This is a genomic window from Microbulbifer sediminum, assembly GCF_021729035.1.
Lineage (GTDB): Bacteria > Pseudomonadota > Gammaproteobacteria > Pseudomonadales > Cellvibrionaceae > Microbulbifer > Microbulbifer sediminum.
In genome coordinates, this window is the sequence record NZ_JAJSAP010000003.1 from 74386 (window position 1) to 86525 (window position 12140).

The following is a 12140-nucleotide window of genomic DNA, read 5'->3' on the forward strand; positions in this document are numbered from 1 at the left end:
TCCCTTCCACACTCCCGGCGGCGCGCAGGCGCCGCCGGGCCACTCTTGTACACGCCTGAAGCCACGACCCATCCTGTTCCCCCTGCGCCAGAGACATCCTCCCCGCCTTCGTGACCGGCGCGCCGACTGGTCGCCAGCGGCACGGCAAACTACCCTTCTGCATACGTAATGTTCGGTGCCGGGAGGTATCCGTATGACGCCAGGCGAGGATGCTCCGAATATCCACTTTCGCCACCCGGGCATCGCCGACGGGGCCGCCATCTGGCGCCTGGTTGTGGATGCCGGCACCCTGGACCGCAACTCCAGCTATCTCTATCTATTATTGTGCAGGGACTTTGCCGACTGCTGCGTGGTGGCAGAGCGCGGCGACACGCTGGTGGGGTTTACCACCGGGTACCGTTCGGCGGCTCGCCCCGATACCTGGTTCCTGTGGCAGGTAGGCGTGGCAGCGGAGGCGCGCGGACAGGGACTCGCCAAGCAGATGGTTACCTTTGCACTGACAAACCTGGTGCCGGGAGAGGTCCGCTACCTGGAGACGACGGTGTCCCCCTCCAATGCGGCATCACGGGCGCTGTTCAGGAGTATCGCCCGCCAGTTCGAGACGCAACTGCTGGAGAGCCCCCTTTTCGACGCCTCCCTATTTCCCGGTACGGAAGGCGAGCACGAGTCCGAGCCGCTGCTGCGGCTGGGTCCATTCGATCCGGATCGCCTGGAAAAACCGGGCACCAACTGATTCAACGCCGGTGCAGAGGAGCAGCCCATGCGAATTTTTGAAGAGATGGAATCGGAAGTGCGCGGCTATGTGCGCTCCTTCCCCACCATTTTCGATACGGCTCACGGCTCTGAGATGTTCGATGAACAGGGCAAACGGTACCTGGACTTTTTTGCCGGCGCCGGGACGCTCAATTATGGCCACAACAATCCGCAAATTACGGAGGCCATGATCGCGTACCTGAAACGCGGCGGCATCGTCCACGGGCTCGACAAAGCGACGGTGGCCAAGCGGGATTTCCTGACCAAGCTACGGGATACGATCCTCGCGCCGCGCAACCTGCACTACAAGGTGCAATTCACAGGACCTACGGGTACCAATGCCGTAGAGACAGCGATGAAGCTCGCGCGAATGGTCAAGAGACGCTCCAACATCATCACCTTCACCAATGGCTATCACGGCCTGACGCTGGGTTCTCTGGCAGTCACCGGCAACTACGATTACAAGGATGAAACCTACGGTTCCCGCAGCAACACCGCCTTCATGCCTTACGATGGTTTCCTCGGCCCCGACGTGGACACCATCGATTACATGCGCCGCTTCCTCGAGGATGGCAGCAGTGGTGTCGACCTGCCCGCGGCCATCATTCTTGAGACGGTGCAGGGAGAGGGCGGCATCAATGTGGCCAGTATCGACTGGCTGAAAAAACTCGAATCCCTCTGCCGTGAATTCGACATTCTGCTGATCGTCGACGATATCCAGGTGGGTAATGGCCGCACCGGAACATTTTTCAGTTTCGAGCGGGCCGGGATTTATCCCGATATGGTCACCCTGTCCAAGTCCATCGGCGGTGGCCTGCCCATGGCACTGCTGCTGCTGCGCTCCGAGCTCGACCAGTGGCAGCCGGGAGAACACACCGGAACCTTCCGCGGCAACAACCTGGCGTTTATCGCTGCCACCGAGGGACTCAGCTACTGGGACAACGACGACCTGTCCCATGTCGTGGTTCGCAATGGCGAACTGATGCAGGAAGAGCTGCAGCGCATTGCCGAGAAATACCCGGAGCTGGAGGCCAGTGTCCGCGGACTGGGCATGGTGTGGGGGATCGAGCTACCCCAGAGCGGTGTCGCAAGTACGGCGTCCGCGGAATGCTTCGAACGGGGCCTGCTGATCGAGACAGCCGGCGACCGGGACCAGGTACTGAAACTGTTGCCGTCGCTTTTGATTGAGGAGGACCTCCTGCGCGAAGGTATGGGGATCATCGATGACGCCCTCGGCAGTGTCGTCGAAAAACGCCGGAAAGCCCTGGGCGGCCAGGGGCTCTGAACATGCCGGACATCATTGTCAGCAAGTTTGGCGGCAGCTCAGTGGCGAACGCCGGGCAGATCGAAAAAGTGCGCAGTATCGTCACCGGGGACGAGCGCCGGCGTATCGTGGTGGTGTCCGCCCCCGGGCGCAGCGAGTCCGGCGAACAGAAGCTGACCGACCACCTGATCAATATCGCCACCGACGGCGCCCATTTTCGTGAACAGCGCATCAATATCCCGGTTGCAGACAGCAAACTTGCGGTCACCGGCCGCTTTACCGAGATCATGGAGCAACTGGAAATTGCCGCTGAAGAGATCATCGAGTCACTGAAGCAGGACCTGGACTGCAAGCTGCGGGGAGACCGACGGGTAGCCTTCCTGGCCTCGCGGGGTGAGCACTACAACGCGCGGCTGATCGCCGAGTATTTCCGCCAATCGGGCATGGACGCTGAGGTCGGCCTGCCCGAGGATTTCGGGCTCGTGGTGAGCGAGGAATTCCTCAATGCGCGGCTGCTCGAGGAGGCCTACACCAACATCCGGCAGTTGGCCAACAGTGACAAGATCATCGTGGTGCCCGGCTTTTACGGCGTCACCAAAAGCGGCGAAGTGGCGGTGTTTTCCCGCGGCGGATCCGACCTTACCGGCGGCGAAATAGCCAAGGGCGTGCACGCGGGCAGCTATGAAAACTGGACGGATGTCAGCGGTGTGTTCGAGGCCGACCCGCGCCTGGTGCCGGAGGCCAGGGCCATCCCGCGCCTGACCTTCAAGGAGATCCGCCTGCTGTCCAGCAAGGGCTTCAATGTTTTTCACCTGAATGCCATGCTGCCCTGCAAGGAACACAAGATCCCCATCCATATTCGCAATACCAACGCCCCCGGGGACCGCGGTACGGTGATCCTCTCAGAGCGCGTGCCTGAAGAGGGGGTGGTGGGCGTCGCCCGCCTGGATAGCGTGGCCTATCTCTATCTGGAAAGGGACATGCTCGGGGAGGAAGTGGGTTTCACGGCCGACCTGCTGGGAATCCTGCGGGAGTTTGGCATCCAGACCTTTCACTTTCCCACGGACAAGGACGATATTGCCGTGGTGGTCAACCAGGACGACCTGACCGGCGTCATCAACGACCTGCGCCGGCGTATCGAACAGCAGCTTGAACCGGACTTTATGGATGTGGTTTACAACCTGTCGATACTGACGGCGGTAGGGCTGGGACTGCAGGGCAACTCCTACCCCATCGTCGATGCGCTGAGCGCGCTGGGCAAGTCCCATATCCCGATTGAGATGATCGACCAGAGCCCGTCACAGATCTGCTTCCATATTGGTGTGCAACAGTCGGTGGCGGACGACGCCCTGAAAATTCTCTACCGGGCGCTGATTGGCTGAGGCAGTCCGGCAGGGGCGAACACAAGGTTAGCCCCTGCCACGCCCGTCAGGCCGACTCTGTCGACCGGGACGGGCGACGACGACGGCGCGGACGCTGGCTGTCGCTGCGGGGGGCGTCGGAACGATTGCCTCCGTTACCACGCCCCTGGCCACCACGACGGTTACCGGGCTTGCTGTTGCCTGACCTGCCATTACCAGGCTTCCCGCCTGCAGGCTTGCCGCCGCGCGGCGCACGACCGGATTCCGGCAGCGCGTGGTCGGGCTCGAAACCCTCGATCTCCTCGCGCTGGATCGGCTTCTTGATCAGGCGCTCGATATCCCGCAGCTGCTTGATTTCATCCGCACTGACCAGCGACACGGCCTGGCCACGGGCACCGGCGCGACCGGTACGACCAATACGGTGGACGTAGTCCTCCGGCACATTGGGCAGGTCGAAATTCACCACCTGCGGCAACTGGTCGATATCGATACCGCGGGCGGCAATATCCGTCGCCACCAGGATCTGCACCTTGCCGTTCTTGAAATCCGCCAGTGCCTTGGTGCGGGCATTCTGGCTCTTGTTACCGTGGATCGCAGCCGCGCGGATATCATCACCCTCGAGCTGCTTCACCAGCCGGTTGGCGCCGTGCTTGGTGCGGCTGAATACCAGTGCCTGGTGCCAGCCGTTCTCATGGATCAGGTGACTCAGCAGCTTCTGCTTGCGCGCCTTGTCCACCGGGTGCAGCGTCTGGCGAACAGACTCAACCGTACTGTTGCGCGGGCTCACGTCGATTTCCACCGGGTCGTGCACCAGGCCCCTCGCCAGCTGGCGGATCTCAGGCGAGAAGGTGGCCGAGAACAACAGGTTCTGGCGGCGTTCCGGCAGCAGTCTCAGCACGCGCTTGATATCGTGGATAAAGCCCATGTCCAGCATGCGGTCGGCCTCGTCCAGTACCAGCGCCTCCAGCTCGTCAAAGCGGATGGCGCCCTGGCCATGCAGGTCGAGAAGGCGTCCGGGAGTGGCCACCAGGATGTCCGCACCACCGCGCAGGCGCGAGATCTGCGGGTTGATTTTCACCCCGCCGAACACACAGGCGTGTTTCATCGGCAGGTATTTGCTGTACAGCTGCACATTGTCGAATACCTGCGCTGCCAGCTCGCGGGTCGGTGTCAGCACCAGCGCACGGACCTGCTTGTTGCGGGCCTTGCTGCCCTGCATCAGGCGATGCAGCAGCGGCAGGGTAAAACCGGCGGTCTTGCCGGTACCGGTCTGGGCTGCCGCCATAATGTCGCCACCGCGCATCACTGCAGGAATGGCCTGCGCCTGGATCGGGGTGGGTTTTTCGTAGCCCTGTTCAGCTACCGCGCGGGCCAGCTCGTCGGCCAGGCCCAGTTCTTCAAATAACATATCAGTCCTCAGGTCGCGTCGCGCGCGACCGACAGATGCCCGCCCCAGGCGGTTACATCGGGGAAAACCAGAGATCACGAAGAGGATCGTTTCGCTCTGCCGTCGTGTGACCGGGAAATTATCAACCGGTTCGGTGCGGCATTCAGTAGTGGTTCCAGGGGAGACTTTTGGGAAAGTATTCCGGGGAGGATGTCGCAGGGAAGACCGGCGACCTACAGATGACGCAGCTGGTGTGCCACCAGCGCGGGCACTATAACACAAGCAAAGTGACCGGTAAGTTCTTTTTTCTGCTGAGCTGTCCCACGGGCGGGCACAGAAGGATTTTCTATTTCCACTGTTATCGATAGGTCCAGCGGGACTTTGTGCGACACAGGCCGGAGCCTAGGCTTCAGGTATGGCCGGCTAGGGTCATAAAGTCGTACATATGGAATTTACGATTTAACAATTCTGGAAAGCTGTGCGGGGCAGCGGGAGGCTTCGATAATGTCTGCCTATTACTGTGAAAACTTCCATCCCGAGACCGTCACCCTTGACGATGGGCGGGTCGTGCAAATTCGTGCCGTTTGCAGAGCCGATGGTGACCTGGAAAAGCAACTCTTCGAAGGCCTGTCCCCGGAACTGCGACGCGACCGTTTCCTGGGGGGGAACTGCAAGGTCACCGACAAACTGCTGTCATTGCTTACCGACAATGACCACAACATACACGAGGCCCTGATCGCAATTGCGGACCCGGACACGGACCCCAGGGCGGTGGGGGTCGCCCACTACGCCTGCGATGCCAGCGGGCATGCGTGTGAATGCGCGGTGGTCGTTGCAGACGACTGGCAACACCAGGGACTGGGCAGCACCCTGCTCGACCGCCTGACCAGGATCGCCAGCGGCCACGGGCTTGATGAAATCTATTCAATCGAATCGGCGGAAAACCACCATGGTGAACGCCTGGCGCGGGCCATGGGCTTCCAAGCGCATGCGGATCCGCACGACTACACCCTGCTGACTTACACCAAGTACCTGCATCCGGATTACCTGGTGAGCAAGGAGGCGGCCGCCGGAACCAGCCGGGAGAAAGTAAGGCACTGAATCCCTGCTGGCAACCTCCGCTTATCCCGGCCCGGGAGAACCGGGGCAGGCGACTTTTCAAAAATTGATTGTTACTCGATTGCCAACCTCTCTCTCACATTTTACGGTTGAGGCGGGCGACCTCATTCATAGCCCACCCGCCCAGCCCGTTTACATTGTGCCGTTGGCGATGGTGATAACACCCAGCTCGAAATCCAGTGCCGGGGTCAGGTCGAATGATTCCGTAGTGTAGGGGCCTGCCTCGCTTACGAGTGCGGTCTCTGCGGGGGTCTGCGGGCTGGCGCTTTCCTGGCCTACCGTTACGTCGGTAATAGTGCCGCTGTAACCCTCCTCGAAAGCGAACGTTGCCTCGGGAGCAAAGCGCCATACCGCCAGGTCACCGCGATCCGCACGGGAATAGTGATTGGTGAAGCCATTCTTGGTCAGCACCACCGGCTCCCCGTCCGCTGCCAGCGTAATGCTCTCTCCATAAAATTCAGCGCTTACCGCCACACTCAGGTGCTGCTGGACCAACCCGTTCGGCCCCATCTTCGAGGCCCAAAACCCACCCGCACCAGAGCCCAGCATCCAGATATCACCACTGGGGGCCGCAATCACCCGCTTCACGTCACCGTATAGTACGGACTCGGTATAACGATAGCTGTCAGCGACATTTCCCAGGCTGTCCAGCGACACCACTACCGGGCGCAGGTCCACCGCCGCCTCTGGGTCGAAGTCGGCAGTACCCACCAGCAGGATTTCTGCTGCGTTCTCCGGATCGGTAACCTCCACCAGCCGTGCGGAAAAATGATAGTTGGTATCGAGAATCGGGTACTTTCGCTGATACAGCAGGTTCCCGTGGACGTCCAGTTTGAACAACTGCGGCAGCGAGTTGGTTTCCGCACGGTCGAAAGCCACGTAAATACTGCCGTCAGCTATTTGCAGCACATCAGTGGGTACACCGAGCACATCCGCCGTGTAGCGCCGGGCCCAGATCAGCTCTCCCAGGCTGGAAACCTTGATGATGTCGAAGAAATCCTCAACCGAATTCTGCCGCCCCACTGCGACAAAGGCATCGGTTACCCCATCGCCGTTCTCATCCAGGGCTTCAAGCTCGCTGAAGGTAGGCCCTTCAGTGAAGGCATCGTCCTTCAGGTGCTTTTCCCACAGCTTGCTGCCATCGGCTGCGCTGACCTTTATCAGCTGCTTCTGGTAGGTATCGGTGTAACGGCGAACATTCAACAGGAATACCGGGTTTCCATCGGATGCGAGCACCACGCCGCCGAAGTCGACACGGCCTCCATTCGCATTCTGCGACAACTCTTTCGCCCAGACCACCTGGCCGAACTTATCCAGCCGGAAGTACTGGGTCTGGAAGTTGGACTGGCCCACGGCCAGGTAATCGCCGTTGTCGAACGCCAGAATCTCCTTCGGCGTGATATCGGCATTGGCACCGGGGTAGGTGCGGATCCACGCGTTTTCCTGGAAATTTTCGCCGGTGGTTACGGTGAGTTCGTTGGAGTATTCCGATACAGTCTCGCTGTTGGCGGCATATACACGATAGATGTAGGTGGTCTGATAGGCCAGTTCGGTATCGGTGAACTCTTCCACCTCGGCACCGACAGAAGCGATCCGGGCGAAGGTACCGCCCTCAGGCTTCCGCTCGATCACGAACTCTTCCTCTGTGTCCGACATGTCCACCCACTGGATGCTGACACTGTTCCCGTTGGTACCTGTCAGCGTGAGATCGGCAGGTGCACCCAGCGGCTCCGGGTCACTGCCGGTATCGCCCCCATCGGTGCCGCCACCATCGGTACCTCCATCGGTACCTCCATCAGTGCCCCCATCAGTGCCCCCATCAGCCCCTCCGTCTGAGCCGCCATCGGTGCCCCCGTTTGAACCCCCATCGGAACCACTCGTGGGCGGGTTGGATGTGGCATCCCCACCACCGGAGCCACCCCCGCCGCAACCGGCAAGGGCCAACAACAAAGATAAAAATAGTGCGTATTTCATACTGCGCTCTCAGCTCAAAAAACTTTTGTTATCTTTTCCGGCTGGCTGTCTCATCCCACCCGGGACATGCAATCAATAGCCGGCTTCATGCGGGCGCAGCTAAACACTCCAACCGATCGCCTCCCATTCGGTCAGCAGCCGAGAGCCGCACACCCGGAACAATGCCTCTCCATCGTTATCCGCGTATTGGGACAAGCGTTTAGTTAAGAGCCCCAAAATGGTAACTGCGTCACACTTTCTGACGTACCGGCTACTGCCCTTCCTTTCAGGTACCGTCAAGACTGCCCTCTATAATCCCAATATCAGAGGGACCGAGGAGCCGGGGTACAGCCCATTCGTTTTTCGGGGGGAGAGAGCCGGAGAGGGAGGAGGAGGCTGATCGAGGCCGCCCGGCCCGAATTGATCACCAAGCGGCGCCACGAATGATATCGTGCGCGTCTAAACATCACGCGGATATGCCAATGGTTGAGTAGATCCGAAAGTCGCTGGAAGAATGGCTTTTACTTGGAAATGAGTACATTACTGTACAATACGAGCGTCGATTTGCGTCGGATTAATGACGCTTCGCCAGCGAGAGGTAGATCAGATAAATAGACCGAGGATCTAAGCACCACAATTTTGACCTGACCTCAATTATTCAATGTCTATTCCTTTGAAAAACGCGCCCATCAAAGAGTCCTGTCTTGATGGCCAGGCTCTATAGAGGTAAAAGCTCTATCAGGGCCAAATTGATGTCAACACACCAACCTGACAGCAATCATATTTTGTGTCCGCACCTATTCCTTTGATCTACTCTAGAAACCACTTTCATAAAATGAAGACACCAAAACTGACTCTTCATCTTCAGACACACTTAACAAGGCAGGATAGTAAGATCTATAGGCCCCCTGAGAAAGTTCATCTACAACCCATACCAGCAGCTTGCCATTAAGTCTTCCCTTCAGAAAAATCTTGAAGTTTCTTTCGTCACTGACAATCTCTAGCGCCTGTTTGTCAGCATTTAGCACTGCTCCTGCCGCTTCAAATGTATCCTTCCTCCCTACTGACATGCCCAGAGAGGTAGGAATAGACCGGACCTTTAACTTCCTATTTATCAGCTTTAATATGCTCTCCGCCTCAACAATTGGCTCGACTTCAGGCAGAAGAGAACAACTCAGATATTCAGATGAAATTGAAACATTTCTTGACTGCTCTTTTATCTTACTTTGCTTGCGGGCTTCATTGTAGTCGCTGCAATTATCAACAGAAGCGCCGTTCTGCAACTCTATCGGTGTATTTGAGTAACATCCGCCGGACACACCAAGCAGCACAAATACAGCCAAACTGCTCACGAAATTTTTAATTAACATAATTACCTTCTGCACTTCCTTTACCAGGCGAAAACAGGCTGCCAGAACATTTCTGGCTTTTTGTGACCTCCGACCAACTCAGGCCGCGACATACCATCTAAAGCACTATAACAAATACATTAGGACCATTGTTGCCATAGACGGGTTACAGATCGACCCACAAAAGAGCAACACCTTTCCCGGGGGGGGGGGGGGGGCAAGCTCCTGGGTGAAATATCGATCGGAAACCAGCCGGACCAATCGACTGCGCGCTCGATTTGTCAAAATTTCACTTCGCTCCGAATTTGACAAACATGCAGGCTGGACGGCCTCCTGGCAGGCGTATCGCAAAGTGGCAAACAACAAGGTTGGAAGCCACCTATCGAAGTCGAACCCCATCAAAGGGGCAGACTCAATTAACCCACTCGACTTGTGCAACATCAGGAAGCGAGATCTCCCGACCAGCAAAATATATCGGCCGTATCTCATCACTCATTTTTAGCTGCAAATAGTTCAGGGCGTGCCAACGTGAATATTTATTTACTGGCGCAACATAGCTATCGCATGTAGAGCTATTTCGATAATATTCCACAGGGCATATAGTTTGCTGCCCTTCCCCCGTTACAACACCCAAAGCTTCACCAAAATACCTACCCCATTTTCCAGCAGGAGCACCCTGCCTCACTAACAGGTTTTGATATCTGTATACTTGAGAGCGGTCTTCATATTTTTTCTCACGCCCATCTTCGAAATACCTGTAGACCACATACCGCCCGGATGAGTCGAACACATATAGAGAGGAAAAAGGGAGGAAAAAGGGACACCCATCAAATAGAGAAAAGAGGAAAAAGGAGAGGAAAAAGGGGGAGAGGAAAAAGGGACACCCATCAAATAGAGAAAATCCTGCGCCCCGCCTGTTGCACTCTTAACTCACTTATGCAGAATACTGTTTATTCATCCAGCAACCTGCTATCTATCGATGACAAGGCCGCGTAAGACTCTGATCTGCCCGGAAACCACCCCATACTATCACTGTGTGTCACGTTGCGTGCGACGTGCCTTCCTGTGCGGGCGGGACGATCGTACCGGGCAGTGCTTCGAGCACCGTCGGCAATGGATTGAGGACAGGCTACTCTCACTCTCCCGTATATTTGCGCTGGAGATCTGTGCATATGCCGTGATGAGCAACCATTACCATGTGGTGCTGTACGTTAATTCCCCACAAGCGGTTGACTGGGAGCTTCACGAAGTAGTGGAGCGCTGGCATCAGCTATTTAAGGGTTCGAGCCTTTCCCAGCGCTTCGTCCGTGGAGACGCCCTGGGCGCGGCTGAGCTTGCCCGCCTTGCTGAGGTCGCGGAGAGCTGGCGCGCGCGCCTTACCGACATCAGCTGGTTTATGCGCTATCTCAACGAGTCCATTGCCCGCGAGGCCAACCGGGAAGACCGGTGCACCGGTCGATTCTGGGAGGGGCGTTTCAAATCCCAGGCACTGCTTGATGAACGGGCACTGGCAGCCTGCATGGCCTACGTGGATCTGAACCCAATCCGGGCCAGGATGGCCGAGACACCGGAAGCATCCGACTATACCTCTGTCCAGCGGCGCATTGGTGCGGTCAGGGAGGGTGGCCATCAGCCTGAACGGCTATTCCCCTTCGCGGGCAATCCCCGGCAATCCATGCCTGAGGGCATACCCTTCCGCCTTTCAGACTACCTGGAACTGGTGGACTGGAGTGGACGCAGCCTGCGGGAGGATAAACGCGGGGCTGTCGACGGCAAGCTACCGCCCATCCTCGAGCGCCTACAAATCGACCCCAGGCACTGGCTATACCTGAACCGTAACTTTGAGAGCCGCTTCAAGAGCCTGGTGGGTAGTGCCCATGCTGTGCGCCAGGCCTGCGAGCAGCTGGGTAAACGATGGGTGCACGGTATTCGCGACTGCGAGCGTTACCTGTCCCCACCTTCCGTCACGTAAAAGATAACTACGCTTTCAAATAGCGTCATCGCATGCCTGATGCGAGAAACCCCGTGCATCAGCAGATGCCTAATGGCGCGAGCTTCCACAAATTATTTACTTTCGCGAGAAAATACTGCTTGCCCAGAATTCTGGAGCAGAAGCCATCTTGACTTCTGCTCAATCACTCACTTTATGGGTGTCCTTTTTATTTTTAGTCTCCAATTAACTAATTTATGGGTGTCCCTTTTATACTCTTGTAATTTGTCTCCAATTAACTAATTTATGGGTGTCCCTTTTATACTCTGCTTACTCTGCCTTATTTATGGGTGTCCCTTTTATACTCTGCCTTTTTATACTACCTTCAATGATTATCGATCCCAGGGAAAACTTCGCATACCTTCCAGCCGCCCCAAACAAGCTTGCTAATCCCAGGCCACTCAGACCAAACGCATTTGCGCTGGAAATCAGCATATAGTGCCTGGTAATTAAACTGCTCCTTATTGAGGTTAAAGAAATAAATTACGCCAGTCGCGTTATTAATACCCGCGCTTAGATTTATTCGATCATCATTCAAGCGCTGCACAAAACCAGCACGCCCTTTAGATCTAAAAATCCCCCAATCTCCACCATCCTCAGAGGAAAATTTTATTTCTTCAAAATCACGCAATTTAGATTCAGAGTCATCTGTTACGAGGGTAAAGTCTTTAGGGTCAACCCTGAATTTATACTCACCTCTATTCTTTATATACTTAAACGGCACACCAACAACAAACTCATGAGAACCATTTGCACTAACCGAAAGTAAGCTCTCTAAACAGATGAAATTAACTGGAGGCACCTTTATCTTATCGATTTCCCCATTAACTTTTGATACGGCCTCGATAGTGACGCCCGATGCTGTCGGGCTATAACAAGACCATACGTCTGCCGACGCCGTGCTGGCGCTACAACCAGCACTAAGAATCAGAAAAAATAAGATAGAACTTTTAACAAGTTTCAT

9 protein-coding genes are annotated in these 12140 nt (G+C 56.6%); 5 read left to right on the forward strand and 4 right to left on the reverse strand.

The features are described from left to right. The first annotated feature begins 193 nt into the window (after positions 1-193). From ectA to LVD11_RS05480, 3 genes are read left to right on the forward strand one after another with little or no spacing between them, the layout of a single operon-like run. Positions 194-733 (forward strand): diaminobutyrate acetyltransferase, encoded by a 540-nt coding sequence (gene ectA / locus LVD11_RS05470; RefSeq protein WP_237057149.1) that lies wholly within the window; start codon positions 194-196, stop codon positions 731-733. Between the two features lie 27 nt (positions 734-760). Continuing rightward, positions 761-2038, forward strand: coding sequence for a diaminobutyrate--2-oxoglutarate transaminase (ectB, locus tag LVD11_RS05475; RefSeq protein ID WP_237057150.1), 1278 nt, complete (start codon positions 761-763; stop codon positions 2036-2038). 2 nt (positions 2039-2040) lie between these two features. Continuing rightward, a complete protein-coding gene (locus LVD11_RS05480) occupies positions 2041-3399 on the forward strand; it encodes an aspartate kinase (RefSeq protein ID WP_237057151.1) in 1359 nt (452 codons plus the stop codon). Between the two features lie 46 nt (positions 3400-3445). Here LVD11_RS05480 and LVD11_RS05485 read toward each other — a convergent pair whose 3' ends face one another. After that, positions 3446-4786, reverse strand: coding sequence for a DEAD/DEAH box helicase (locus LVD11_RS05485; RefSeq protein ID WP_237057152.1), 1341 nt, complete (start codon positions 4784-4786; stop codon positions 3446-3448). A gap of 483 nt (positions 4787-5269) precedes the next feature. Here LVD11_RS05485 and LVD11_RS05490 point away from each other — a divergent pair, with 483 nt between their 5' ends. Continuing rightward, positions 5270-5866: a GNAT family N-acetyltransferase gene (locus LVD11_RS05490; protein ID WP_237057153.1), complete on the forward strand. Its 597-nt coding sequence runs from the start codon at positions 5270-5272 to the stop codon at positions 5864-5866. A 150-nt stretch (positions 5867-6016) separates the two neighbouring features. Here the strand turns inward: LVD11_RS05490 and LVD11_RS05495 are convergent, their stop codons facing one another. After that, positions 6017-7858 (reverse strand): fibronectin type III domain-containing protein, encoded by a 1842-nt coding sequence (locus LVD11_RS05495; protein WP_237057541.1) that lies wholly within the window; start codon positions 7856-7858, stop codon positions 6017-6019. A 794-nt stretch (positions 7859-8652) separates the two neighbouring features. Continuing rightward, positions 8653-9222, reverse strand: a complete 570-nt coding sequence (locus LVD11_RS05500) for a hypothetical protein (protein WP_237057154.1) — start codon at positions 9220-9222, stop codon at positions 8653-8655. A gap of 943 nt (positions 9223-10165) precedes the next feature. On the opposite strand from LVD11_RS05500, the gene LVD11_RS05505 reads away from it, so the two are divergent. Continuing rightward, positions 10166-11158, forward strand: coding sequence for a transposase (locus tag LVD11_RS05505; protein ID WP_237057155.1), 993 nt, complete (start codon positions 10166-10168; stop codon positions 11156-11158). A 343-nt stretch (positions 11159-11501) separates the two neighbouring features. Here LVD11_RS05505 and LVD11_RS05510 read toward each other — a convergent pair whose 3' ends face one another. Then, positions 11502-12140, reverse strand: coding sequence for a hypothetical protein (locus tag LVD11_RS05510; RefSeq protein ID WP_237057156.1), 639 nt, complete (start codon positions 12138-12140; stop codon positions 11502-11504).

Bases quoted from the DNA above. Each gene is read 5' to 3' on its own strand.
- ectA (WP_237057149.1), top strand. From the start codon at position 194: ATGACGCCAGGCGAGGATGCTCCGAATATCCACTTTCGCCACCCGGGC.
- ectB (WP_237057150.1), top strand. From the start codon at position 761: ATGCGAATTTTTGAAGAGATGGAATCGGAAGTGCGCGGCTATGTGCGC.
- LVD11_RS05480 (WP_237057151.1), top strand. From the start codon at position 2,041: ATGCCGGACATCATTGTCAGCAAGTTTGGCGGCAGCTCAGTGGCGAAC.
- LVD11_RS05485 (WP_237057152.1), bottom strand. From the start codon at position 4,786: ATGTTATTTGAAGAACTGGGCCTGGCCGACGAGCTGGCCCGCGCGGTA.
- LVD11_RS05490 (WP_237057153.1), top strand. From the start codon at position 5,270: ATGTCTGCCTATTACTGTGAAAACTTCCATCCCGAGACCGTCACCCTT.
- LVD11_RS05495 (WP_237057541.1), bottom strand. From the start codon at position 7,858: ATGAAATACGCACTATTTTTATCTTTGTTGTTGGCCCTTGCCGGTTGC.
- LVD11_RS05505 (WP_237057155.1), top strand. From the start codon at position 10,166: ATGACAAGGCCGCGTAAGACTCTGATCTGCCCGGAAACCACCCCATAC.
- LVD11_RS05510 (WP_237057156.1), bottom strand. From the start codon at position 12,140: ATGAAACTTGTTAAAAGTTCTATCTTATTTTTTCTGATTCTTAGTGCT.